Source organism: Agrobacterium sp. fls2-241-TYG-188a, assembly GCF_030209845.1.
Genome location: NZ_JARVRD010000003.1, coordinates 128081 through 154149 on the forward strand (window position 1 = coordinate 128081; position 26069 = coordinate 154149).

Sequence of the window (26069 nt, forward strand, 5' to 3'; positions counted from 1 at the left end):
AGAGCATCATGGCAGCAATCACCCCACGCGGCGCAAAAATTGAACCTTCCGCCGGTGCGCCCTTCGAGGCTATCCGCGTGGCCCGCGATGTGCTGCACACCTGCCGCGTCGCTGGCCTTGCCACGCTCGATCCTGAGAGCGGCTATCCGTATAACACAGCCACAAACATCGCCATCGAGCCGGATGGAACACCCTTCTTCTTCACCGCGCGCTTGGCACTCCATGCCCGCAACATCGAGGCGGATCCGCGCATCTCGCTCGTTCTGGCCGCTTTCACCAAGGGAGACGCCCTGACGCTGCCGAGACTGACGCTTGTGGGAACAGCCGAATTGATGGGCGCTGAAGACGTGCCGCTTGCCAAGGCGCGCTATATCGCCCGCTATCCCAAGGCCAAGCTCTACCTCTCTTTGCCCGATACACAACTTTACCGCCTCAAGGTAGAAGGCGTGCAGATCAATGGCGGCCCCGCCCGCAACGCCAGCAACATTACGCCGGCTGATCTGCGCACCGATCTATCAGGCGCAGAAGAATTGATGGCAGCGGCAGAACGCGAAATCACCCGCCTCAACGCCATCAAGGGCGAAGCCTCCCGTCTCGCTGCCCTCACAGGCAAAAAATCCGGCGCTTGGAAAATCACGTCCATAGACCCCGACGGTATCAACCTGACCTCGGCCAGCGATCTTGCGCGGCTGTGGTTCGATGAGCGCGTGGTTGATATGAATCAGTTTGGCAAGGCGTTGAATCAGCTTTCGAGCTGAGGGCGCCAAGGGATTGAAAATGAAGAAAGGTTTGTGGGCGTGGCTCCCCCCAGCAACATCAACACAAAACAAAAAAGCCGGCCCAAAAGGACCGGCTTTCTCATCACGATAGAAACCACTCAGATAGCGGCTGTCACAATGAACTCGACCTTGTAATCCGGCGTAGCAAGTGCTGCTTCGCTGGTGGCGCGGGCTGGCGGGTTGGCAGGATCGATCCAGCCTTCCCATACGGCATTCATTTCGCCGAATGTGGACATGTCGGAGAGGTAGATGATGGTCTGGAGCACCTTGGACTTGTCTGATCCAGCCAGAGCCAGAAGGCGATCGACTTCAGCCAGCGCAGACTTGCTCTGTTCGGTTACCGATGTTCCTTCGCCAACCTGGCCAGCGAGGTAAACGGTGTTGCCGTGAACGACTGCGCCGCTCATGCGCTTGCCGGGTTCGATACGCTTGATGCTCATGCTAAACTCCTGTTCATGACGTAGAATTTGGTAGTACGCCCACCTTCAGCCGCGAAGGTGGTGGGTCTTTTCGTAAATGGCTGTGGAGCGCGCGCCGGAGCGGCAATAGCCTAGCATCGGTCGCTGCAATTCGTCCAGCGCATCCACCATGCCGGTGACGGCATCAGCATCCACGCCAAACCGGCCAACCGGCACATGCGCAACGGCGATGCCCAGTTCCTGCGCGCGTTCGGCAATGTCTGCAAACAGCGGCTGGCCGTCCTCTTCACCATCCGGACGGTGGCAAACAACGGATTTGAAGCCCATCGCCTTGATCTCATCGAGGTCGGCAACGCTGATCTGGCCGGTTACGGAATATTCGTCGTCGATACGCCTGATATCCATCTTATACCCTCCGTTCACGACACATATAGCCCTTGAAAGCTGTGCCGTGCTTAAATCCGAAACCGGTGTAAGGGGTTAAACCCGGTGCGTCAATGATACGGCTTTCCAATTTGCTGCCGTTTCAGACAAAGCGAAAGCGCAGCGCATAGGTCCGGCTTTCGCCCGGCTGGAGCATGTGGAATTCGCCCGATTTCTCAAGCTCGGCGCGGTCCACCCAGCGGTGCGAGACGGGCTCTATCCCCACCACGTTAGCCGGTGCCTGCTGGTTTCGCCACATCTGCAGAAAGGGCAGCGTATCGGTGCGGAATGCGACTTTCAGCGTCTTTCCGCCCACAGCAGCAATCGGGCCGAGGGACATTTCCGCCCATGCCTGCCCGCCTTCATTCTCCTGCACAGCCTGCACGCAGAAAACGCTTCCCGGCTCATCCCCGAAGCGCCAGCCAAAACCGCCCTCCTGGAACATCGCACCGGAAAGTCGGACACCGTCATCGAGCAACCATGCACCGACATTCATGTGGTACATGTGGAAGACGGGCTGCGCGTGGTCGCTGGTGTTGGTCACCCGGTCGTGCAGTTGCACTTCTCCCGTTGATCCGTCGATCCGCCATTCCCGCTCCAGAAGGGCCATGCCCCCATCTGCCAGCGTGACTGGAACCCTTGCGGTTGCGCGCGCATTATCATCAGAGCAAACCCAATCAATGATCTCTGCCGGATGTGATGAGAAAGAACCGTGAAGCGGATATTTCTTGCCCTCGGCATTGCCAGCAATCGGTTGGGGATGACGAATGTGGTCTGGGCCACATGTAAATAGAAACCCCTCCAGGGAATGATCGATGCGGGGATCACCATCGTCAGGTATGGCGCGACCGGGAGCAAGATCGACACCATCAACGACACATGCGCCGATGTCGAGGACGGATGTTTCGTCAAGGTGGATGACAGGCGAAAGCCCGGAATGGAAAGCGCGCATGATGACTCCTCACTGCCCTGTTGACGTAACGATCACGCAAAAGCTATCGCGACGTCAGGAAATTAAGATTGCGTTAACCCCGAATTCATCTTTTTCACAATAGGGTCAAGATTAACGTGTGTGTGTTGGGCAAGAACCCATGGGATCGCCGAATCGTGAAACTTTTTATTAACGCAGTGTTCTGCCTCGCAGTTGCGGCAACGCCCTTAATGGCTTCAACTCAAGCCAATGCACAGCAGGGGCAGGTTTACCGTGAACAGCCAATGCTCGTCTCTCCAGACGGGCGCGTTCTTGAATTCATGCCCGAAAGCGGTGACATCGTCATCAGCCGCGATCGGATGGGCCGCACTGTTTATTATGATCGTTATGGCAATCTGGTGGCAACAGAGATGCCGCGCGGGGCAACGCCACGGCGTCAGGCGCAGCAGCAGGATCCGTATCGCGATCCCTACTATAATCAGAACGAAACCTACTACCCGCCAGCACCCGGCGGCCAGTATCGCGAACCTCAGCGCGATTATGGCTACAGGGGCGATGGTAATGTGCAGGATTATCGCGAATTCAGAGGCGATGGCAGTGAACCGGACGTCTATACCGGCTCGGTCGCACGCCCGGGTGCCGTCGAAAGTGCGCCGCTGAACCAGCCGATGCCGGGCGAGAGCAGCGTTGCTGCCGTGCCGCAGCCAGACCATCTCATCGAACGCAATCAGCCCGTGACGGCGCCGGTCAACCGGTCGCGTCAGGAAATCGTCGCCTTGCAGGTCTTTCTGGATCGCGAGGGCATTTCACCGGGCGTGATCGACGGCAAGATGGGTGACAACGTCAACAAGGCGATTGCAGCCTGGCAAGAAATGACCGGCGAACGCCTGGACCCGAACAACACGGACGATATTCTCGAGCGCCTGCGCAACACCGGCGGCATGGCAATCGTTGACTATACCATCACCGCAGCGGATGCTGCCGGGCCTTACGTGGCGTCCATCCCGGATGATTATGCCGAAAAGGCACAATTGCCAGCCCTGGCATTCACCTCGACCTCGGAAGCTCTGGCTGAGCGGTTCCACATGGATGAAACATACCTGAAGGAGCTGAACCCCGGCGTCGATTTCACCGTGCCTGGCACGATCATCAAGGTTGTCAGCCCTGGCGAAGTCAAGACGGGACAGGTCGCCCGTATCGTTGCTCACAAGGGCATCAAGCAGGTCTTTGCCTATGACCAGGCTGGCCTTCTGATTGCCGCCTATCCCGCGACCATCGGCTCGTCCGACACGCCATCGCCTAGCGGCACGCATACGGTGGAGCGTATCGCGCTCAATCCCGGCTATACGTACAACCCCAAGATCAATTTCCAGCAGGGGCAAAACACGCAAATCCTGCAGATACCACCCGGACCGAACGGCCCTGTTGGCACTGTCTGGATTGCGCTGTCGAAGCCAACCTACGGCATTCATGGAACGCCGGAGCCCTCCAAGATCGGCAAGACCAACAGCCATGGATGCATCCGACTGACCAACTGGGATGCAACGGAACTGGCCAAGATGGTAAGGCCCGGTGTGGTCGTGGAATTTGCCGAATAAGCAGGTTTGAATTTGTAAAAGCCCGGTGGAAACGCCGGGCTTTTTCTATGTTGAATTCGGTCGCGTCGCTGTATGGAGCCTTTTTTAAGTCTAGAGCTTGTTTCGCGGGAAAGGAAACGGGATGGGAACCTTAAAAGAGCTTTTTGTCGTCACCCATACGGAATCGATCCACCACGTAGAGAACAAGGTGGGCGGCTGGTACGACACCGATCTCACCCTTCGCGGCAAGCGCGATGCGCAGGCCACAGCCGAGCGGCTGGCGGAGGTGCTGGGTGAGCGAGAGGTTGAGATCCACAGCTCCGACCTTCGCCGTGCATCACAAACGGCGCAGGCCATTGCGCAGCGCTTGAGTTTTGATGTCATCGAGACGCCAGCCTTGCGCGAAATCAGCTATGGTGCAGCAGGTGGACAGCCGCAGGAGTGGCTTGATGCCCGCTACGTACCCGCACCTGACGATGACCGTCTGGATCACCATTGCGGGATCGACGGTGCGGAGACACGTCGTGACGTTGCAACCCGCGTCTTCCCCTGCGTTGAAGCAATTGTGTCTCGCCCCTGCGCAACCCAGATCATTGTAACCCACGGCTTCACGCTGAGTATGGTCATTGCTGCATGGATGAAGATACCGATTGAAGCCTGTGGCTTTGTCAGCTTCCCCGCGAAATCGGGAAGCATTACGCATTTGCGTCAAGACGACTTTTTCCGGAGCCGGGCGGTGATTGGACTCGCCGACGCATCCCATCTGACCCGCTGATCGTCACCGAAACCCTGATATTTTCGATGGCGTGTAAAGAGCGTCCGGCGCTCAAACCAGGACTGGCGCTCGCGCGCCAGTCCGTGCTTTTGACGAAGACGTTTTACCCAAGACGGATGCTGGCTTTTCCGGCCCGCCTTTCCGTCAGGAAGAGGGCGAGACCTGCCGCAGGAAGGGCAAAACCGAGCCAGGACGCTGCGGCCCAATGACCGTGGGCATACGCCCAGCCACCCAGCGCCGAACCGGCGGCACCACCCATGAAGAATGTTGCCATGAAGATGCCGTTGAGGCGGCTTCGAAACTCCGCACCCAGCGTGAATATGGCGCGTTGACCCAAGACGAGATTGGTCGTCACCGCAAAGTCGAGCACGATGGCCGCGATAACCAGCAAAGCCAGCGACAGATGCGACCCCTCAGACGCGATATGCGTCAAGAGAAAGGAAACCGCTCCAGCCGTCAGCGCAGCGAAGGTTGCAGGACGTGTCCATCCGCGATCCGCCATCCGTCCGGCAATTGGCGCTGCGATGGCACCGGCAGCACCGGCGAGCGCAAAGAGCGCGATTTCGGTTTGCGAGAGATTGAAAGCCGGGCTGCTGAGATAAAGCGGCGTTACTGTCCAGAACAGGCTGAAGGCTGAAAACATGCTGGCCTGATACAGAGCCCGCCTTTGCAGCAACCGCGTGGTGGCGGCAAGCTTGCCCATGGAAAGCAGGAGGGCGGAATAGGCAAGCCGTGCGTCCGGTTCGCGGCGTGGCATCAATCGGTACAGCACTACCGCCAGCACAGCCATGACAGCGGCAGAGATTGCGAAGACACCGCGCCAGGTGACGAATTCCGAAAGCACACTCGACACCGGACGGGCCAGCATGATGCCGACCATCAAGCCACTCATGATGCTACCGACAACGCGTCCGCGCATGGCGGCTGGTGTCATATGCGCAGCCATCGGCACGATCATCTGCACCGCGACGGAGCTGATGCCGACCAGAAACACCGCGACAAGAAACAATCCGGCATGGGGTGCGAGCGCCGCACCGAGAAGGGCAAGGATCGCCATTGCTACCGTTGTGACGATCAGCCGCCTGTTTTCAACAAGATCGCCAAGAGGAACCACGAAAAGCAGTCCCAGGCCGTAGCCGATCTGCGTCAGGGTAACGATCAGGCCCGTCGTTTCCGGGGAGAAGCCAAGCTCCGCGCCGATCAGCCCCGCAAGTGGCTGGGCGTAATAGATGTTGGCAGCGATCAGTCCACAGGCTGACGCCAGCAAAAAAATCATTGCAGAAGGAAGGCTTTCTTCCCTCGCCGGCTCAGCGGCAAGCACCGTATCTGTCATATTCGTCTCCAAATTGGAAATACTCATTTCCAAAATACTTAAAAATCAGTCGAAAAGCTTCATCGCAATATCGACCACGGCACCCAGTTCCTCCCGCGTCGGGGCTGTCTTGCCAACGACGCGAATTCCGTAAAGCATACAAAGCGCGGTTTTGGCCAAGGTCACAGCATCCTTGTCAGTGCTGACGCTGCCATCCGCCTGCCCTTCCCTGATCACGCGGGCAAGAATGGTCGCGCGCGCTTCCATGGAGCCACGCACAACGCGGGCCACGTCTTCATCCAAAGATGCTAGATCGGCGACAGCGCCGACGATCAGGCAACCCTGCGAACCCGATTGCCCAGCGGATGCATCCGCATAAAAATCGAGTGCTGCCCGCAGCTTCTCGCTGCCGTTTGGCGCTGGCGCAAGCGCCGCCTCGAAACGGCGGGTCTGCACAAGCTTGTAGCGCTCAATTGCAGCGATATAGATGTCTTTCTTATCCTTGAAGGCCTTGTAGAGACTGCCCTGCGTCAGCCCCGTCGCCTGCGTCAGATCTCCCACGGAAGTCGCGTGGTAGCCGCGCTCGGCAAACACGCCGATTGCCCGGTCGATGGCCGCATCAACTTCGAATTCACGCGGGCGTCCGCGCTGGCGAGATTGCAGGGAGTGGGGATGGCTCTGTGTCATGCCTACGATATAGAAAACATTCGTTTCCAAATAAAGCGAAAAATACGCCCGGTTTTTGACCGGGCGTCATCTCTCGTTGGAAGATTACGCAGCGCGACGGTTGAACATTCTAAAGATGTTACCCGAGCGTACGACGCGTGCAGGCATCAGGCGCATCACCTCATCGGCGAAGCATCGAACATTTTCCATTGCCTTGTCGATATTGCTGACCTTGTGACAATCCTGCTGGGCAAGGGTGCCGCCAGCATTGAAGATGTCACGGAAAGCTGAACGCTCTGCAATGGGTGTGTTGAGAACTCGAACGTTCTTTTCAGCCAACAGGGCTTTTACGAGCAACATGGAGCGCGTGCTGACCATGGGATTGACGCGTGTCAGAACAACGGAATGATCGATAGCCGTTCCCATTTTCGCGTTCAGAAATTCGATATGTTCCAGCACCTCTGCGGCGCCGCGCGCATCCATGGCGGAGCCCTGCACCGGGATAATGACGTGGTCCGAAATTCCCAGCGCCATCGTTAGAAGCGGGTTTTTTGTACCGGGCAGGTCAATGATAAAACAGTCCGTGCCGGATCGGTTTTCCCGGATGTGGGTCTCCAGCGATGCCATGGTGACGTTCGAGATGATGGAAAGATTGCGGACGCGGCCGGACATGTCCGCCCAGCGCGAAATCCACAATTGTGGATCGGCATCCAGCACTGTTACGCGGTGACCGGTCCGGGCAAGCTCGGTCGCCAGCAGCAGAACTGCCGTCGTTTTTCCCGCACCGCCCTTGGTATTTGCAAAAGTAATGACTGGCATGTGGCCCCCCATATGCAGAGCCTGAATTCATCGCTCTTCAACGCACCGCGACTATCATGGTGCATCCTCATTGTTAACGAATATGGTTAACGAATTGAGAATATTCGGAGCAACTTATTGCCGGTTGTGGCCCCGCTTCCGCGCGGGACCAGGCTTTGTTGTGCGGGCAAAGCGCTCTTAGCTTCGCCCGAAAAACTCAGAAGCACTCCAGAAACAGCGCCTTGGTATTCTCGATCGTCATAGGCACCGGGTTGCCGCCGCAGCTTGGGTCCTTGATGGCTTCTGCCGCCAGCTCGTCCACGCGATCGGGCTTGATGCCGAGTGCAGTTAGGTTTTCAGGAACGCCCAGTTCGTGGCGCAGCTCCAGCACGTAATTGTAGACGCCATCAAAGCCGCCTTCAATGCCCAGATAGGCGGCGGCGCGGGCGATCTTTTCTTCAATCGCCGGACGGTTGAAACGCAGAACGGCGGGCATGACGACGGCGTTGGTCATGCCGTGATGGGTGTTATAGACCGCGCCGATCGGATGCGAGAGCGAATGAATGGCGCCGAGCCCCTTCTGGAAGGCAACCGCGCCCATGGCAGCGGCTGCCATCATGTTGGAGCGCGCTTCGATATCGGTCCCATCCCTGTGAGCGCGCGGCAGGAATTCCTTCACAAGCCGCATACCTTCGAGCGCAATGCCCTGGCTCATCGGGTGGAAGAAGGGCGAGGAATAGGCTTCCAGGCAATGGGCAAAGGCATCCATGCCGGTGCCGACGGTGATGGCTTTGGGCATTCCAACCGTCAGCTCCGGATCGCAGATCACCACGCCGGGCAGGAATTTCGGGTGGAAGATGATCTTCTTTACATGGGTCTTGGAATTGGTGATGACGCTGGCGCGTCCCACTTCCGAGCCTGTGCCTGCGGTGGTGGGCACGGCAACGATAGGCGCAATGCCATCCGAATTTGCGCGGGTCCACCAGTCGCCAATATCCTCAAAATCCCAGACAGGGCGCGTCTGGCCCGCCATGAAGGCAACGGCCTTGCCCAGATCCAGACCCGAACCGCCGCCGAAAGCGACGACGCCATCATGGCCGCCATCCTTGAAAGCTTTCACGCCCGCCTCGAGATTGATCTCGTTGGGGTTGGGATCGACATCGGAAAAGAGTGCGCGGCCGAGGCCTGCCTCTTCCAGAATATCCAGTGCGTGGCCGGTGATGGCCATGGTGGCCAAGCCCCGGTCTGTGACCAGCAACGGCTTTTTCATGCCCAGCGTCTTGCAGGCGTCGGCCAGTTCCTTGATGCGGCCGCGTCCCATCTTGATCGGGGTTGGATAGCTCCAGTTTGCGACGATATTCATTTCGTGACTTTCTTCAGATGGTAGGATTTTGGACGGGTCAGGTTCTGGAAGCCGATGACCGAAAGCGAGCCGCCGCGACCGGTTTCCTTGACGCCGGTCCAGCACAGAGCAGGGTCAAGATAATCCGCACGGTTCATGAACACGGTGCCGGTTTCAATCTCGCGGCCGATGCGCCCTGCCCTTTCCGCGTCCTGCGTCCACAGCGAAGCTGTGAGGCCGTATTTGCTGTCGTTCATCCGCGCGATGGCTTCGTCGTCACTCTTCACCTTCATGATGCCAACGGCAGGGCCGAAGGTTTCTTCCGTCATGAACTCCATGGAATGATCGACATCAACGAGGATCTGCGGCGCGACATAGGCGCTTTCGCCATCATCTGCGGCAAAGAGTTTTGGATCGACCAGCGCCTTCGCGCCCTTGGCAACGGCATCCGCCACCTGCTGGCGCACCACCTTGGCAAAACGCTTATTGGCCATTGGCCCCAGCGTCGTTTCCTGCTCAAGCGGATTGCCGAGCTTGTAGTTGGAAACCCAGGCGACGGACTTTTCAACGAAAGCGTCATACAGCGTTTCATTGACATAGATACGCTCGATGCCGCAGCAGCATTGCCCGGAATTGAACGTTGCGCCGTCCATCAGCGTATCGACCGCTGCATCCAGATCCGCATCTTCCATGACATAGCCCGGGTCCTTGCCGCCAAGCTCGAGACCGAGCCCGGTGAAAGTGCCCGCAGCGGCACGCTCGATGGCGCGACCTCCCTCGACGGAGCCGGTGAAGTTGACGAAGTTGAACAGGGCTTCGGAAATCAGCGCCGAGGTGGTCTGGTGATCGAGGAAGAGGTTGATGAACACATCTTCAGGCACGCCCGCTTCCACGAAGGCGCGTACCATGCGCTCACCCACCAGCAGCGTCTGTGCGGCGTGCTTGATGGCAACCGTGTTGCCAGCCATAAGCGCGGGCGCAATGGTGTTGATGGCCGTCATATAGGGGTAGTTCCAGGGCGCGATGACAAAGACGACGCCATGGGCTTCACGCTCGATGCGACGCTCGAAATTGCCGCTTTCCTCGATGACCAGAGGCGCCAGCGCATCGGCTGCAATAGAGGCGACATAGTTGGAGCGTTCGTTGAAGCCCTTGAACTCACCGCCATAGCGCACCGGACGGCCCATCATATGGGCCAGTTCCGGCACGACCTCTGCGGCCATCTCATTCAGCCGTGCTACGCCTTTCAACACCAGCTGAACGCGATCTTCCAAGGGGCGGCGCGCCCATGACTTTTGCGCGGCGCGCACTTTCGATACGGCAGCCCGTGCCGCGTCCAGCGACATCGCCTCGCGCTCGGCATAGACCGAACCGTCGATCGGCGAAATATTCTGGATCATGACCATGATGGTGGTTCTTTCTATATCTTTAAATTTTGTTATGCCCGTTCGAAACCGCGCGCGACTTCCCAATCGGTGATGCGGCGGTCATATTCTTCCTGCTCCCACTTTGCGGCGCGAACATAGTGATCGACCACATCCTCCCCGAACGCGCTGCGCAGCATCTTTGAACCATTGAGGTGCTCGGTCGCGTCGCGCAGCGTTTTTGGGATTTCCCTTATGTCCTTGCCGCCATAGGCGTCGCCTTCAAACTGCGCCTCAAGTTCCAACTTGTTTTCGATGCCGTCAATACCTGCCGCAATAAGGGCAGCCATGGCAAGATGCGGATTGATATCCGACCCGCCAATGCGACACTCGATGCGGATGCCCTTGCTGTCTGCACCGCAGAGGCGGTAGCCCGCCGTGCGGTTATCCAGGCTCCAGACGGCCTTGGTCGGCGCGAAGGTGCCAGCCATATAACGCTTGTAGGAGTTGATATAGGGCGCCAGGAAATAGGTCGTTTCGCTGGCATGGGCCAGAAGCCCCGCCACGTAATGCCGCATCATATCCGACATGCCGTATTCGCCGTTTTTATCAAGGAACATGGGCGTCTTGCCATCCACGCTCCATAGCGACTGGTGGATGTGGGAGGAGCTGCCCGCGGCCTCGTAATTCCACTTGGCAAGGAAGGTCACGGCCTTGCCATTGGACCAGGCGATTTCCTTGCAGGCATTCTTGATGATGGCGTGGCGGTCGGCCATGGTGAGCGCATCGGCGTAGCGGACATTGAGCTCGACCTGACCAGCGCAGGCTTCACCCTTGGAGTTTTCAATCGGAATACCAGCGGCTTGCAGGTTGTTTCTGATAGCGCGCATCACCTCTTCTTCCTTTGTTGTCTGGAAGATGTGGTAGTCTTCGCTGTAGGGGCTTGCGGGCTTCAGATCGCGGTAGCCGCCGGAGCGGGCATTCTCGAAACTCTGGTCGAAGAGGAAGAATTCCAGCTCTGTGGCCATGAAGGCCTTGAGGCCCATGGCCTCCAGCCTTGCCACCTGCTTCTTCAGAATGGCGCGAGGCGAATGGGCCACTTCGGCGTGGGTGTGGTGGTCATAGGCATCGCACAGCACGAGTGCGGTGCCTTCCAGCCACGGCACACGCCGCAGGGTGGAAAGGTCGGGCTTTAGCGTATAATCGCCATAGCCCTTGTCCCAACCGGCGGATTTGTAACCGGGAACGGTTTCCATCTCCATATCGGTTGCCAGCAGATAGTTGCAGCAATGGGTTTCCTCATATGCGCTTTCCACGAAGAACTCAGCCTGAAACCGTTTACCCATCAGACGACCCTGCATATCCACGACACATGCCAGAACCGTGTCTATGCGCCGCTCAGCGACATCCTTTTTCAATTCGTCGAATGTGTAGGTCGTCATGATGTTTTCGTTCCCTGTTGTTCAAATGGGGCGACCGTTGCCGGTCGCCCTTTGGAGTTGGTTCAAGCCTTCGATGCCGCCGCATTGAGTGCGGCCTGCTTGTGCTCCAGCGCAAATTCCTCTTCCGGCGAAAGAATGAGGCGGTGACGGCCGACCAGCGCGAAATAGGCAATCGCGACGGCAAACCACAGCGCCACCCAGATGACGCCCTTGGTGAAGTTCGGGTCCTGCACCTGATAGAGCAAAGTTATGACGGCAATGATGATGGTGAGCACCGCGCCGGGAATGCCGAGCGGCGAGCGGAAAGGCCGCTCGATATCCGGCAGGTTACGGCGCAGCATGATGAAGGAGATGGCCTGCATGATGTAAGAGAACATCGCGCCGAACACGGCCATGTTGAGCAACACGCTGCCGATGATGCTGCCGCCTTCCGTCGCACCCAGCGCAAACCAGATGATCATCATCACGGCAAGACCGATCAGCGCGCCTGTGAGCATAGCCACATGCGGCGTCTTGAACTTGGGGTGCGTGACAGACAGAACCGTCGGGAAATAGCCCGCCCGCGAGAGCGAGTAGATCTGGCGACCCTGTGCATAAAGGATGGTGTGGAAGCTGGCGATGAGGCCGGTAAGAGCAACAAAGCCAAGCAGAACCACGCCACCATCACCATAGACAGCCTTGAAACCATCCAGCAGCGGCTCCAGCGATGAGCCGAGATGGAACGCGCCGATGCCGGGCAGCGATGGGTTGAGCAGCACGATCATGAAGGCCGAAATCATCAGCGTGATAATGCCGAGAATGATGCCCTTGGGCATATCGCGCTTGGGATCAACCGATTCTTCAGCCGCCAGCGGAAGCTGCTCGATGGCGAGGAACAGCCAGACTGCAAAGGGCAGAGTGGCCAGAACGCCGGAAATGCCGAAGGGGAAGAAGGAGCCGTTGCCTTCGGGAAGTTCAACCGCCGCACCATCCGGGCCGACGCCGATGTTGAGCGCCCAGCGTGAGAAGTCCATGTTGGGGATGGCGCTGATCCAGAAGAAGACGAGAACAGCAAGCGATATCAAAGTGATAACCAGCGTTACCTTGAAGGATAGTTCAAGCCCGTAGACGTTCAGCGCAAGGAAGATGGCGTAGAACAGCACCCATAAGAGCGGCGAGTAGACGGGATCAAGCCCCAGAATGGAGTTCACATAGGCCGTGATGAAGGTGACGATGACGGCGGGGGTAAGAACATATTCGACGTTCTCGCACAGCCCGGTAATGAAGCCGCCCCATGGGCCCATGGCCGTGCGCGCAAAGGAATAGGCAGCACCCGTGTGCGGCAATGCCGGGCTCATTTCCGCGATGGAAAATGTGAGCCCGAGATACATGATGGCAATGATGATGCCCGCAACCAGCATGCCGCCCCAGCCGCCAGTGGCAAAGCCGAAGTTCCAGCCGGAAAAATGCCCTGAAATGACCGCACCGACGCCAAGCGCCCAGAGCGACCAGACGCCCGCGTAGCGCGAGAGCCCTCTTTTTTCGAAATAGGATGCATCAGCCTTCTTGTAGCTGACGCCTGATGATGAACTGTCCATGCCGTTCTCTCCTGATCAAGAAAAACAGGCTGTCAGCCGGGATGGCCGATTTTGCCCCAGTTTCGGCGTGACGGAAAACCCGACCACGCCATGCTCATCTGCTGTTCCCACGCTGCACCCGTGCCGATTATTCGGCATTCTTGACGGTGCAGCGCCATTCCTGTTCCGCGGAACAAACACCGCGAAACGAATTATTCGGCCTCAGCGGCAATCCCCGCCACCAGAAGCCCGTGTAGAAAATCGGCAGCGGCGCGCTGCCCATTTTCATCCTGTATGAGGTCGTTTCGGACCTCGATCATCACGTTCAACAGCCCGCTCGGCAGTGCATGCAGGCGCAGCGTGTGGGTGACACCATCCTCAGGGCCATAGGGCGCGTTGCGCTCGACCTTGAACGATGAGCCCCCTGCATGGGCCAGCATGGCATCGGCCAGCCGTGTATCCGCATCGTGCAGAATGCCGATTTCAACCGTGCGGGGCTTGCCGTGATAGACGGGCGTAAAGCTGTGTATCGTCACCAGAACCGTTTGATCCCGCGCTGCGACCAACTGGCTGATGCGATCATGAAACGGAATGTAGAGAGCCGAAGTGCGGGCATAACGGTCCGCATCGCTCAAATCCGCATTGCCGGGAATATCATAGATTTCGCTCACAACCGGCATGGCCGAAGGTGACTCCGGCGGGCGATTGCAATCATAGACCAAGCGAGAATATCGCTGATAAACCAGCGTTGCATCCAGGCTCTCAGACAGAAGTCGGGAAACGGCGAGCGCGCCGGGATCCCAAGCGATATGGCTTTGCAGCACATCGCTACCCAGACCCAATGTGCCGAAACGAGCGGGCAATGTTTGCGAAGCATGTTCACAAACAAGCAGCACACTGCCTTTTCCTGAGCTGTTTTCCACCGCAACAGGCTCCGCCTCGTTACCGGTGAAAAACTGCGAAAGCACCGTCATGGCCAATCCCCTATGCAATTGCTGCTCCCCAACAGCACGAAGAGAATTCTTCACATAGCCTAAAGTGTCAAACGGTATTTTGAAATTTTCTCTTCATTTTTTCGATTGACTCCGTCTGCACGCCGTATCTTAATCAGCGCTAACAGACCGGCGAAAAGACCGGAAAGGGGAAAAATTTGCACAGTTCGGCAGCGACCGTTTCGGACGTGATACAGGCTCATTATGAGAGCCTGACGCGTTCGGAAAAGCGCCTGGCGGAAAGCCTTCTTGGCAATTATCCGGTTTCAGGCCTCGGCAGCATCACCACCGTTGCAGAAAATGCAGGCGTTTCGACGCCGACCGTGGCACGCATGGTGCAAAAGCTTGGCTTTAAGGGCTACCCAGATTTTCAGGCGCGGCTGCATCAGGAACTCGAAGCCACCATTTCCAACCCCATTGCCAAGCATGATCGCTGGGCCAGCAACGCACCGGGCCTGCACATCCTTAACCGCTTTGCCGATGCCATCACCAACAATCTGCGCGACACGCTGAGCGACCTCGATACGGCCGACTTCGACAATGCCGCTGCCCTTCTGTCGGACCGCAAGCGAAGCATCTATTTCGTCGGTGGGCGCATAACCGGGGCGATTGCGGAATATTTTTTCACGCATATGCAGGTCATCCGTCCCAAGACGGCGCTGATGTCCTCCAATTCCAGTTCCTGGCCGCAATTCATGCTCAACATGAATGCGGGCGACGTGCTCGTGATGTTCGATATCCGCCGCTATGAACAGGACATGGTAACGCTGGCGCAGGTGGCGCATGACAACAATGTGCGCATCCTCCTGTTTACCGACCAGTGGACATCACCTGTTTCGCGCTTCGCCGAACATACGTTTCGCGTGCGCATCGAGGCACCATCGGCGTGGGACAGCTCTGTCGTGACGCTGTTTGTCGTAGAAGCTCTCATTGAGGCAGTTCAGAACAACGGCTGGGACGAGACCCGCCAGCGCATGAACTCTCTTGAAGACCTATTCGAACAGACGCGGCTTTTCAGAAAGCCGGGAAAGGGAGAAAACTAGAAATCCGTACCGCCTGGAAAGAACGGCAACGGCGCAAGCGGAATTTTTTATGTCGTTTATCGAATATCATGGCGACGAGAGGGCGCAATGATGGCAAGAAAACGGCAGGGACCATGACGATGGTGGGAAACCACCTGGAAAAATCCGTCACATAACATTCATGCAACCCACGTACAGCGTCGTCAGACGCATGAGACACCAGAGGAGAACTACCGTGATCTCGCACAGCCGCCGACTGCTATCGCTCACAACAGCCTTGGTCATCGCTTCGACAGCGATTGCCTCCGCAGCCCCAAGCGAAGAACTCATCGCTGCCGCCAAGAAGGAAGGCATGTTGACGACCATCGCCCTGCCCCACGACTGGTGCGGCTATGGCGACGTTATCGCCTCCTTCAAGGCCAAGTATCCTGAAATCAAGGTCAATGAGCTGAATCCGGACGCTGGCTCTGCTGACGAAATCGAAGCCATCAAGGCCAACAAGGACAATAAGGGCCCACAGGCACCTGACGTGATCGACGTTGGTCTGGCCTTCGGCCCACAGGCCAAGAAGGAAGGTCTTCTGCAGCCTTACAAGGTTTCCACCTGGGCCGAAATTCCTGACAATGTGAAGGATGCCGAAGGCTACTGGTATGGCGATTATTACGGCGTCATGTCCCTGTTCGTAAACAAGGATCTGGTCACCAACACACCAAAGGATTGGGCCGATCTTCTGAAGCCCGAATATGCCGGTCAGGTTGCTCTTGCTGGCGATCCACGCGCCTCCAACCAGGCAATTCTGGGTGTTCTCGCCGCCGGTCTCTCCACTGGCGCCAAGGACGGCAAGGCTGCTGGCGAAGCTGGCCTGAAGTATTTCGCTGACCTCAACAAGGCTGGAAACTTCGTTCCCGTCATCGGCAAGGCAGGTACGCTGGCACAGGGTGCAACCCCGATCGTCGTTGCTTGGGACTACAACGCGCTGTCATGGGCAAAGACGCTGAACGGCAACCCGCCGACAGAAGTCGTCGTGCCTTCGTCCGGCGTTCTGGCCGGCGTTTACGTGCAGGGCATCTCTGCCTACGCTCCGCATCCAAATGCTGCGAAGCTGTGGATGGAGCACCTCTATTCCGACGACGGTCAGCTTGGCTGGTTGAAGGGCTTCTGCCACCCGATCCGCTTCAACGCGATGGCAAAGGCAAACAAGATTCCGAAGGATCTCTTGGACGCCCTGCCACCAGCAGCAGCCTATGAAAAGGCTGTCTTCCCGACACTGGAAGACGTCGATGCCAACAAGGCTGCCGTCACCGGCGGTTGGGACAAGGTCGTCGGCGCAAACGTCAAGTAACACATAGAACCATCCGCCCCGTTTCTCTTAAAAGCGGGGCGGATGATCTATAAGACACAAGACCGCAATGATCGCGGCGTTTGGGAACATGATATGTCAGCAAACATTAGTGGCGCGCCATCGCGACCAGCAGCCGGGCGTCGCCTGAAGCTGGAGTGGCTGGGCGTTCTGCCATTTGCTATTTTTATTCTTCTCTTTTTGATCATGCCGACGATGAAAATCGTCATCGGCGCATTTCAGACGCCGGAAGGTGGCTTCACGCTGGAAAATATCGCGGGGCTTTTCACCGCCTCCATTCTCTCGGCCTACTGGATTTCCGTCAAGATCAGCGTCGCCTCTGCAGCCCTTGGCTGTCTGATCGGCTTTGGGGTGGCGACTGCCGTGGTGCTGGGCGGCCTGCCGGAGAGAATTCGCGCGCCGCTTTTGACCTTCTCCGGTGTTGCCTCACAATTTGCTGGCGTGCCGCTGGCCTTTGCCTTCATCGCCACACTTGGCCCTGTCGGTCTCGTCACCGTGTTTTTGAAAACGCAGGTCGGGCTTGATCTGCGCCTTCTGGGCTTCAACATCCTGTCCTTCTGGGGCCTGACCGTTACCTACCTCTTCTTTCAAATCCCCCTGATGATCCTCATCATCACGCCAGCTCTGGATGGCCTGAAGCGCGAATGGCGCGAAGCTGCCGAAATTCTGGGCGCCAGCGGCTTTCAGTATTGGCGCATGGTGGCCTTCCCCATTCTGCTGCCCTCCATTCTCGGCACATTCTCGCTGCTGTTTGCCAATGCCTTCGGTGCTGTTGCAACGGCGATAGCGCTGACGGGCTCGTCGCTCAACATCGTGCCCATTCTTCTGTTTGCGCAGATCCGTGGTGACGTGCTGGGCAACCCCCACCTTGGTTACGCGCTGGCCTTCGGCATGATCCTAGTGACCTGCATCGCCAATATGCTTTACATCTGGATGCGCACGCGCAGCGAAAGGTGGCTGAAATGAAGCGGATCTTCGCATGGGGCGCGCTGCTGTTCGGCCTGCTCTATTTCGCCCTGCCGCTTATCGGCATGACCAACTTTTCATTGAAGATGCGGCGCGGCGTCTATTCGTTCGACGCCTACGCCGTCGTTCTCAGCGATCCGCGTTTTCAGGAAACCTTCGGCTTTTCCGTCCTGATGGCGCTGGTCACAATCGTCTTCGGCGTCGTGCTTGTCGTGCCAACGGCCTATTGGGTGCGGCTGAAACTGCCCGGCCTACGCCCCGTCATCGAGTTCATCACGCTGCTGCCGCTCGTCATTCCCGCTATCGTCATCGTCTTCGGCTATATCAGGCTCTACAACACCTCCAGCTGGCTGCCGCTGACGGGGACGACATCAGGCACCAACCTGCTGTTGATGTTCGGTTATACAATCCTTGCCCTGCCCTATATGTATCGCGCGGTCGACACCGGGCTTCGCACCATCGACATCACGACGCTGACGGAAGCTGCGCAAAGCCTCGGCGCTGGATGGACAACCATTCTTGCCCGCATCATTCTGCCGAATGTACTGGTCGCCGTTCTCTCGGGCGCGTTTTTGACTTTTGCCATCGTCATCGGTGAATTTACCATGGCAGCGCTTCTGAACCGCCCGGCCTTCGGACCTTACATGCAGCTTCTGGGTGCCAACCGCGCCTATGAGCCCGCCGCGCTCGCCGTGATCTCCTTCGGCATCACATGGGGCTGCCTGGGCCTTATCCAACTCGTCTCGCGCTATCAAAAAGGCGCGCCTCCCAAGGCCTGAGGACTTATTTTATGAGCTTTTTGACACTCCAGAACATCAGAAAATCCTTCGGCTCGGTGCAGGTCGTCCATGATTTCAACATGGCGATCGAGCAGGGAGAATTCGTCTCCTTCCTCGGCCCATCGGGCTGCGGCAAGACCACCATCCTGCGCATGATTGCCGGTTTCGAAACGCCAAGCGATGGCTCCATCGTTATCAACGGCAAAAACCAGACGACACTCAAGCCCAACCAGCGCAATATCGGCATGGTGTTTCAGGCCTACGCGCTGTTTCCCAACATGAATGTGTATGAGAACGTCGCCTTCGGCCTCAAGATCGCGGGCAAGCCGAAAGCTGAAATCGATGCACGGGTGAAGGAGATGCTTGGCATCATTCACCTCGAACATCTTGCTGACCGCTACCCCTACCAGATGTCTGGCGGCCAGCAGCAGCGCGTGGCGCTGGCGCGTGCGCTGGCACCAAAGCCGCAGGTTCTGCTGCTGGACGAGCCGCTTTCGGCGCTGGACGCCAAGATCCGCGTGTCGCTTCGCGAGGAAATTCGCAGCATTCAGCGCAAGCTCGGCATCACCACCATTTTCGTGACCCACGATCAGGAAGAGGCGCTGACCATTTCCGACCGCATCGTGGTGATGAATGCCGGACGCGCCGACCAGATCGGGTCGCCTTTCGATATCTACAACAAGCCGGCAACGCGGTTCGTGGCGTCCTTCGTCGGCACGCTGAACCTCATCGATGCGACGGTGGTGGATGCTTCCACCAGCACCATTCGGATTGGCGACCAGCAGGTTTCGCTGAAGAAGCCTCTGAACAAGGCCGATGGCGAAAAGGTAACGGTGGCGCTGCGCCCCGAGGCGGGTTCGCTGGGCGAAGCCAGCATCGGCGATGTCGCGATTTCTGGCATCGTGACGTCCAGCCACTTCCTCGGCTCGGTCATCCGCACGCGAATGGATGTGGGCGGCGCGACGCTGTCCTTCGATATGTTCAATGATCCCGGCAAGACACCGCCAGCGATTGGCGAGCGCATCACCCTGAAATTTGCATCAGAAGATTTGATGATTGTAGCAGAGTGACGCACTGTTTCGTCCTCCGAAATCCGGCTAGATCGTTTCCAGCTAAAAGGACGCGATCTCACGCCGTCTCAGGAGAATAGTCATGCGCGCATTGTTTTACGAAACCTTCGGTGAGGCACCCCGCATAGCCAACCTGCCGGACCCGGAACCAACGCCGGGCGGCGTTGTTGTTGAGGTAAAGGCGACGGGTCTTTGCCGCAGCGACTGGCATGGCTGGATGGGCCATGACACCGATATTCAGCTGCCGCATGTGCCGGGCCATGAATTTGCGGGCGTGATTTCAGCCGTCGGCAAAAACGTCATGCGGTTCAAGGTGGGTGATCGCGTCACCGTTCCCTTCGTATCCGGCTGCGGCCATTGCCAGGAGTGCCGCTCCGGCAACCAGCAGGTCTGCGAAACGCAGTTCCAGCCCGGCTTCACCCATTGGGGTTCCTACGCGCAATATGTCGCCATCGAATACGCCGACCAGAACCTCGTGCATCTGCCAGAAGACATGGGCTTTGATACGGCAGCGAGCCTCGGTTGCCGCTTTGCCACGTCCTTCCGCGCTGTGGTGGATCAGGGCCGCTTGAAGGGCGGCGAATGGCTGGCAGTGCATGGCTGCGGCGGCGTCGGCCTTTCCGCCATAATGATCGGCGCGGGGCTCGGCGCGCAGGTCATCGCCATCGATATTGCGCAGGACAAGCTGGCGCTGGCGCGGCAACTGGGCGCAACCGCCACCATCAACAGCCGCGAAGTCGCCGATGTGAGCGAGGCCGTGCGCGAAATCACCGGCGGCGGCGCGCATGTCTCCGTCGATGCGCTCGGCCATCCCCAGACCTGCTGCAACTCCATCAGCAATCTGCGCCGTCGTGGACGCCACGTGCAGGTGGGGCTGATGCTGGCGGACCACTCCATGCCTCAGATTCCCATGGCGCGGGTCATCGCCCACGAACTGGAAATCTACGGCAGCCACGGCATGCAGGCATGGCGCTATGACGACATGCTGGCCATGATCCGCAGCGGCAAGCTGTCCCCCGAAAAGCTGATTGGCCGCCACATCACCCTCACAGACGCCGTCACCGCCCTGCCCGCGATGAACACGTTCACCGATAGCGGCATCAGCATTATCGACCGGTTTGAGTGAGGTCAGGCGAGAGGCCTCTGGCCAGCTGGAAACAAAAAAAGCGCGGAACGAGCCGCGCTTTTTCTTTTTTAAATTAATAACTAAAGGCCCATACTGGAATCAGACCGGTAACAACCTCGCGTGGAGTATCAGGCAGCCGTCTCGACCTCTTTTGCCGCCTCGGTCGGAACGTAATTGAGCACCGGTCCCAGCCAGCGTTCAATTTCCTCGACAGGCATTCCCTTGCGCGTCGCGTAGTCTTCAACCTGATCACGCTCGACCTTGGCAACGCCGAAATAGTAGCTTTCGGGGTGGCCGATATAGAGGCCGGAGACGGAGGAGCCGGGCCACATGGCATAGCTTTCCGTCAGCACAACGCCCGTCTGCTCCGTTGCATCCAGCAGGCGGAAAAGCGTTTCTTTTTCGGTGTGATCGGGCTGGGCCGGATAGCCCGGGGCGGGGCGAATGCCGGCATAGGCCTCGCCGATCAGGTCATCCGGGCCGAAGCTCTCGTCGGATGCATAGCCCCAGAATTCCTTACGCACCCGCTCATGCATACGCTCGGCAAAGGCTTCGGCGAAGCGGTCTGCCAGCGCCTTAACGAGAATGGAGGAGTAGTCGTCATTGGCGCGTTCGAAGCGTTCGGCGATTGCCACTTCCTCGATACCGGCCGTGACGACGAAGCCGCCGACATAGTCAGTGGTGCCGGCATCCTGAGGCATGACGAAATCCGACAGCGCGACATTCGGGCGGCCATCGCGCTTGGACAGCTGCTGGCGAAGCGTGAAGAAGGTTGCGAGTTCTTCCGCGCGGGTTTCATCGGTAAACAGGCGGATATCATCTCCGACAGCATTGGCGGGCCAGAAGCCGATGACGGCACGTGGGCGGAACCACTGTTCGTCAATGATTTTCTTCAGCATGGCCTGCGCATCGGCAAAGAGCTGACGCGCCGCCTCTCCCTGTTTCTCATCCTCCAGAATGGCAGGGTAACGGCCCTTCATTTCCCAGGTCTGGAAGAATGGTGTCCAGTCGATGTACTTGGCCAATTCCTCAAGGTCGTATGTCTCAAAGGTCTTGGTGCCAAGGAACTGCGGCTTGACCGGCTGATATCCTGACCAATCAACCTTCTGTGCATTGGCGCGTGCACGTACCAAAGGCAAACGCAGCTTTTCCCGCTCATTACGCGCATGGGCATCGGCCACCTTGGCATATTCTGCGCGGATGCCCTCAATATATGCTGGCTTCTGATCTTCCGAAAGAAGCGCAGACACAACGCCGACCGCACGCGATGCATCGGTGACGTAAATCGCCTGACCCTTCTCGTAACGCGGATGGATCTTGACCGCCGTGTGGACGCGGCTGGTCGTCGCGCCACCGATCAGCAGCGGAATATTGAAGCCCTGACGCTCCATCTCGGCGGCCATATGCACCATCTCATCCAGCGAGGGCGTGATGAGGCCGGACAGGCCGATCACATCGACCTTTTCGGCAATGGCCGTCTCCAGAATTTTTGTGGCGGGCACCATGACGCCGAGATCGATGATCTCGTAATTATTGCAGGCGAGAACAACGCCGACAATGTTCTTGCCGATATCGTGCACGTCGCCCTTGACGGTTGCCATCAGCACCTTGCCTGCGGCCTGACGCTGGTCGCCGCCGTTCAGGCGCTTTTCTTCTTCCATGTAGGGCAAAAGAACGGCAACCGCCTGTTTCATGACACGGGCGGATTTGACCACCTGCGGCAGGAACATCTTGCCGGAGCCGAAGAGATCGCCCACGACATTCATGCCCGCCATCAACGGTCCCTCGATGACGTGAAGAGGACGGGCCGCCTGAAGGCGCGCTTCCTCCGTGTCTGCATCGATATACTCGGTAATGCCGTTGACCAGCGCATGTTCGAGACGCTTTTCAACCGGCAATTCGCGCCAGGCCAGATCCTGCACCTTGGCTTCGCGGCCAGGACCGCCCCGGAACTTCTCGGCCACTTCGAGCAGCCGTTCGGTGCCATCGGCACGGCGGTTCAGCACCACGTCTTCGCAGGCTTCGCGCAGTTCCGGGTCGATGCTTTCATAAACCGCCAGCTGGCCCGCATTGACGATGCCCATATCCATGCCCGCCTGAATGGCGTGGTAAAGAAATACGGCGTGCATCGCTTCGCGCACCGGCTCATTGCCACGGAAGGAGAAGGACAGGTTGGAAACGCCGCCGGAAATATGCACCAACGGCATGGTTTCGCGGATGGTGCGCGTGGCGTTAATGAAATCCACGCCGTAATTATTGTGTTCTTCGATACCGGTGGCGACGGCAAAAACGTTGGGGTCGAAGATGATATCTTCGGGCAGAATGCCTGCTTTTTCTGTCAAAAGCTTATAGGCGCGGGTGCAGATTTCCACCTTGCGCTCATAGGTATCGGCCTGACCGACTTCATCAAACGCCATGACGACGACAGCCGCGCCATAATTGCGCACGAGGCTCGCCTGCTCCAGAAACTTCTCCTCGCCTTCCTTCAGCGAAATGGAGTTGACGATGGATTTGCCCTGAACGCATTTCAGGCCAGCCTCGATGATCTCCCACTTGGAACTATCGATCATCACAGGCACGCGGGCGATGTCCGGCTCGGCGGCGATGAGATTGAGGAACTCGACCATGGCCTTCTGGCTGTCGATCAGGCCCTCATCCATGTTGATGTCGATGATCTGCGCGCCGTTTTCCACCTGATCGCGGGCAACGGCCAGAGCAGCGGTGTAATCGCCAGCGGTAATCAGCTTGCGGAACTTGGCGGAGCCGGTGACATTGGTGCGCTCGCCCACGTTGACGAAGGGAATGTCCTTGGTCAGCGTGAAGGGCTCAAGGCCAGACAGCGACATGAAAGAGCGGTGCTCCGGCACCTTGCGCGGCGCGTGGCCGGCAACGGCATCGGCAATAGCGCGAATATGCTCCGGCGTGGAACCACAGCAGCCGCCAACGATGTTGACGAGACCTTCGCGGGCGAATTCCTCCACCTGCGCTGCCATCATATCAGGCGTCTCGTCGTACTGACCAAACTCGTTCGGCAGGCCCGCATTGGGGTAAGCACAGATGAATGTATCGGCAACCTCGGACAATTCCTGAAGGTGCGGTCGCATCGCGCTGGCACCCAGCGCACAGTTGAGGCCAATGGTGAAGGGGTTGGCGTGGCGCACGGAATTCCAGAAAGCAGTCGGCGTCTGTCCAGACAGCGTGCGGCCCGAAAGGTCGGTAATCGTGCCCGAAATCATCACAGGCAGATGAATGCCCTTGGCGGCAAAACGCTCTTCACAGGCGAAGATCGCTGCCTTGGCGTTCAGCGTATCGAAAATGGTTTCGATGAGAATGAGATCGGCACCGCCATCGATCAGGCCGTCGATCTGCTCACCATAGGCCACCCGCAGATCATCGAAGCTGACGGCGCGATAACCGGGATTGTTCACATCCGGCGAAATGGAGGCTGTGCGGTTGGTCGGCCCAATGGCGCCTGCCACGAAGCGCCGACGGCCATCCTCGCGCTCCGCGCGCTGGGCGGCACGACGAACGACCAAGGCACCTTCGCGGTTCATGTCATAGACAGCGCCTTCCATCTCGTAATCAGCCTGCGCAATACGCGTGGACGAGAAGGTGTTGGTTTCGAGAATATCGGCCCCTGCCATGGCATAGCGATAATGGATATCTTCAATGGCATCCGGCTGGGTCAGGATCAGCAAGTCATTGTTGCCCTGCTGATGACAGGCGCATCCAAGGAAGCGATCTCCCCGGAAATGGTCTTCGTTGAAACCAAGCCCCTGAATCTGCGTGCCCATGGCACCATCGAGAATGAGAATACGCTCCTGAGCGGCCGCACGAAGCGCCTTCAGAATTTCCGCGCCGTCTTGCTTGTCCCCTACAGGACCAAACAGATTATCCAACATCGGCACACTCCTCATTCTCTTTGCTGATTTGCAAATCCAAGTCACATAAAGATATCTTTATGTCAATATATGGCCGCGACGCCATGGCGTTATAACTTTCTACCCCAAGGGTACGAAATTTTCGTTATGGATGACACCGTTACGACCTAAAGATATAGAGAATTCATCGCAGTGCATTCATGAGGAGGTTGAAATGACCGAGGCGGACCACCCTAAAACCAGCTGGAGCACCCTGCCCTGGCATCGCCAGTGGCTGGCAAAGCAGGCGGAAGGTCTGTTTGACTTCTTCCAGTATCGCGCCATCAACCCCAAAGGCGGTTTTTTCGACCTCGACCGGCAAGGCGCGCCGCTGAAACCCGACAACCCCGTGCGCGGCATTCATATGTCAGCGCGCATGGTGCATTGCTTTTCCATCGGTCATCTGCTCGGCCGTCCTGGCTGCGGCGATATCATCGACCACGGAATGACCTATCTGTGGAACAACCACCGTGACAGCGAGCATGGCGGCTATTTCTGGCAGGTGGATGAAAATGGTCCGGTGGATGCCAGCAAGCAGGGATATGGCCACGCCTTTGTTCTGCTCGCCGCCTCCTCGGCGAAAAGCGTCGGCCATCCGCTGGCCGACAAGATGCTTGCCGATATTACCGAGATTATCGAGACGAAGTTCTGGGAAGAGAAATTCGGCGCCATCAATGAGGAATTCTATCGAGACTGGTCGCCTATCGAAAATTATCGCGGCCAGAATTCCAACATGCACCTGACCGAAGCGTTGATGGCCGCTTTTGAAGCCACTGGCGACAGAGAATACCTGCAGAAGGCAGAACGCATCGCTGATCTCATCATCAGACGGGCCGCAGCAGCGCTGGATTTCCGGGTGCCTGAACATTTCGATGAAAACTGGGTGCTGGACAAGGATTATCGCGGCAACGAAATGTTCCGCCCGTCTGGCTCAACGCCCGGCCACTGGCTGGAGTGGGCGCGCCTCATCCTGCAGCTCTGGGTTCTGGGAGATCGCAAGCACGAATGGATGCCGGCGGCCGCGAAATCGCTGTTCGTTCAGTCAATGTCGCTCGGCTGGGACAGGGAAAAAGGTGGGTTCTTCTACACTCTGGGCTGGGACAATGTGCCTGCCAAGCGCGAGAAACTCTGGTGGCCGATGTGCGAAGCGGCTGGTGCCGCCCACTTCCTCAACGAGCATCTTCCCGCTGACGAATTCTACGAAGACAGCTATCGGCGCGTCTGGAGCACCATTGCGAACAGCTTCCTCGACCATGAGAATGGCGGCTGGCATGAGGAGTTGACGGACGATCTGGTTCCCGCCAACACGATCTTCCCCGGCAAGGGCGACATCTACCACGCGCTTCAGGCCTGTCTCATTCCACTTTTCCCGGCAGATGGCAGCCTGACGAAAGTGATTGGCGACAAGGGCGGACGTTTCTAAAGACATCCGTCGGAGACGCTTGGCTTA

The 26069-nt window shown here is 58.0% G+C and carries 22 protein-coding genes; 10 read left to right on the forward strand and 12 right to left on the reverse strand.

The genetic code is table 11. The features are described from left to right. The first annotated feature begins 8 nt into the window (after positions 1–8). A complete protein-coding gene (locus QRN85_RS14670; RefSeq protein ID WP_113093803.1) occupies positions 9–758 on the forward strand; it encodes a HugZ family pyridoxamine 5'-phosphate oxidase in 750 nt (249 codons plus the stop codon). A 119-nt stretch (positions 759–877) separates the two neighbouring features. Here the strand turns inward: QRN85_RS14670 and QRN85_RS14675 are convergent, their stop codons facing one another. The 3 genes from QRN85_RS14675 to QRN85_RS14685 form a co-directional block, all read right to left on the reverse strand. Then, positions 878–1219 carry a RidA family protein gene (locus tag QRN85_RS14675; RefSeq protein ID WP_062450148.1) on the reverse strand — a complete coding sequence of 114 codons (342 nt, stop codon included), beginning with the start codon at positions 1217–1219 and terminating at the stop codon, positions 878–880. Between the two features lie 45 nt (positions 1220–1264). Next, positions 1265–1603 carry a protein tyrosine phosphatase family protein gene (locus tag QRN85_RS14680; protein WP_062585667.1) on the reverse strand — a complete coding sequence of 113 codons (339 nt, stop codon included), beginning with the start codon at positions 1601–1603 and terminating at the stop codon, positions 1265–1267. 121 nt (positions 1604–1724) lie between these two features. Beyond that, entirely contained in the window at positions 1725–2573 is an 849-nt protein-coding gene (locus QRN85_RS14685) for an aldose 1-epimerase family protein (protein WP_284759046.1), read from the reverse strand. 155 nt (positions 2574–2728) lie between these two features. On the opposite strand from QRN85_RS14685, the gene QRN85_RS14690 reads away from it, so the two are divergent. Continuing rightward, positions 2729–4150 carry a L,D-transpeptidase family protein gene (locus QRN85_RS14690; protein ID WP_284759048.1) on the forward strand — a complete coding sequence of 474 codons (1422 nt, stop codon included), beginning with the start codon at positions 2729–2731 and terminating at the stop codon, positions 4148–4150. Between the two features lie 121 nt (positions 4151–4271). After that, complete coding sequence (locus tag QRN85_RS14695) at positions 4272–4904, forward strand: histidine phosphatase family protein (RefSeq protein WP_284759050.1); 633 nt, start codon at positions 4272–4274, stop codon at positions 4902–4904. 103 nt (positions 4905–5007) lie between these two features. Here QRN85_RS14695 and QRN85_RS14700 read toward each other — a convergent pair whose 3' ends face one another. From QRN85_RS14700 to QRN85_RS14735, 8 genes are all read right to left on the reverse strand, one after another. After that, a complete protein-coding gene (locus QRN85_RS14700) occupies positions 5008–6237 on the reverse strand; it encodes an MFS transporter (protein ID WP_112962651.1) in 1230 nt (409 codons plus the stop codon). 45 nt (positions 6238–6282) lie between these two features. Then, on the reverse strand, positions 6283–6903 hold the full coding sequence (locus QRN85_RS14705) for a TetR/AcrR family transcriptional regulator (RefSeq protein ID WP_284759054.1): 621 nt from the start codon (positions 6901–6903) through the stop codon (positions 6283–6285). A gap of 84 nt (positions 6904–6987) precedes the next feature. Then, the gene (locus QRN85_RS14710) at positions 6988–7701 is read right to left on the reverse strand and encodes an AAA family ATPase (RefSeq protein ID WP_284759055.1); all 714 of its coding nucleotides are present in this window, start codon (positions 7699–7701) and stop codon (positions 6988–6990) included. Between the two features lie 196 nt (positions 7702–7897). Next, entirely contained in the window at positions 7898–9043 is a 1146-nt protein-coding gene (locus tag QRN85_RS14715; RefSeq protein ID WP_284759057.1) for an iron-containing alcohol dehydrogenase, read from the reverse strand. Beyond that, a complete protein-coding gene (locus QRN85_RS14720; protein WP_284759059.1) occupies positions 9040–10428 on the reverse strand; it encodes an aldehyde dehydrogenase family protein in 1389 nt (462 codons plus the stop codon). Before QRN85_RS14720 ends, QRN85_RS14715 begins: the two co-directional genes overlap by 4 nt. A 32-nt stretch (positions 10429–10460) precedes the next feature. After that, positions 10461–11828 (reverse strand): glutamine synthetase family protein, encoded by a 1368-nt coding sequence (locus tag QRN85_RS14725; protein ID WP_284759061.1) that lies wholly within the window; start codon positions 11826–11828, stop codon positions 10461–10463. Between the two features lie 62 nt (positions 11829–11890). Next, complete coding sequence (locus QRN85_RS14730) at positions 11891–13405, reverse strand: amino acid permease (protein ID WP_122068491.1); 1515 nt, start codon at positions 13403–13405, stop codon at positions 11891–11893. Between the two features lie 191 nt (positions 13406–13596). After that, positions 13597–14358, reverse strand: a complete 762-nt coding sequence (locus tag QRN85_RS14735; protein ID WP_284759064.1) for an N-formylglutamate amidohydrolase — start codon at positions 14356–14358, stop codon at positions 13597–13599. Between the two features lie 176 nt (positions 14359–14534). On the opposite strand from QRN85_RS14735, the gene QRN85_RS14740 reads away from it, so the two are divergent. The 6 genes from QRN85_RS14740 (at position 14535) to QRN85_RS14765 (ending at position 20699) form a co-directional block, all read left to right on the forward strand. After that, positions 14535–15419, forward strand: a complete 885-nt coding sequence (locus QRN85_RS14740) for a MurR/RpiR family transcriptional regulator (protein WP_062585269.1) — start codon at positions 14535–14537, stop codon at positions 15417–15419. 214 nt (positions 15420–15633) lie between these two features. After that, entirely contained in the window at positions 15634–16740 is a 1107-nt protein-coding gene (locus QRN85_RS14745) for an ABC transporter substrate-binding protein (protein ID WP_062585268.1), read from the forward strand. A 93-nt stretch (positions 16741–16833) separates the two neighbouring features. After that, complete coding sequence (locus QRN85_RS14750; RefSeq protein WP_284759066.1) at positions 16834–17724, forward strand: ABC transporter permease; 891 nt, start codon at positions 16834–16836, stop codon at positions 17722–17724. Continuing rightward, on the forward strand, positions 17721–18503 hold the full coding sequence (locus QRN85_RS14755; protein ID WP_062585266.1) for an ABC transporter permease: 783 nt from the start codon (positions 17721–17723) through the stop codon (positions 18501–18503). The genes QRN85_RS14750 and QRN85_RS14755 overlap by 4 nt, the downstream gene beginning before the upstream one ends. Positions 18504–18514: 11 nt before the next feature. After that, positions 18515–19573, forward strand: coding sequence for an ABC transporter ATP-binding protein (locus QRN85_RS14760; protein ID WP_062585264.1), 1059 nt, complete (start codon positions 18515–18517; stop codon positions 19571–19573). An 82-nt stretch (positions 19574–19655) separates the two neighbouring features. Next, positions 19656–20699 (forward strand): zinc-dependent alcohol dehydrogenase family protein, encoded by a 1044-nt coding sequence (locus QRN85_RS14765; protein ID WP_284759068.1) that lies wholly within the window; start codon positions 19656–19658, stop codon positions 20697–20699. A 128-nt stretch (positions 20700–20827) separates the two neighbouring features. Here QRN85_RS14765 and metH read toward each other — a convergent pair whose 3' ends face one another. Then, complete coding sequence (metH, locus tag QRN85_RS14770; RefSeq protein ID WP_284759069.1) at positions 20828–24601, reverse strand: methionine synthase; 3774 nt, start codon at positions 24599–24601, stop codon at positions 20828–20830. 193 nt (positions 24602–24794) lie between these two features. On the opposite strand from metH, the gene QRN85_RS14775 reads away from it, so the two are divergent. Beyond that, positions 24795–26042, forward strand: a complete 1248-nt coding sequence (locus QRN85_RS14775; protein WP_284759070.1) for an AGE family epimerase/isomerase — start codon at positions 24795–24797, stop codon at positions 26040–26042. The last annotated feature ends 27 nt before the right edge of the window (positions 26043–26069 follow it).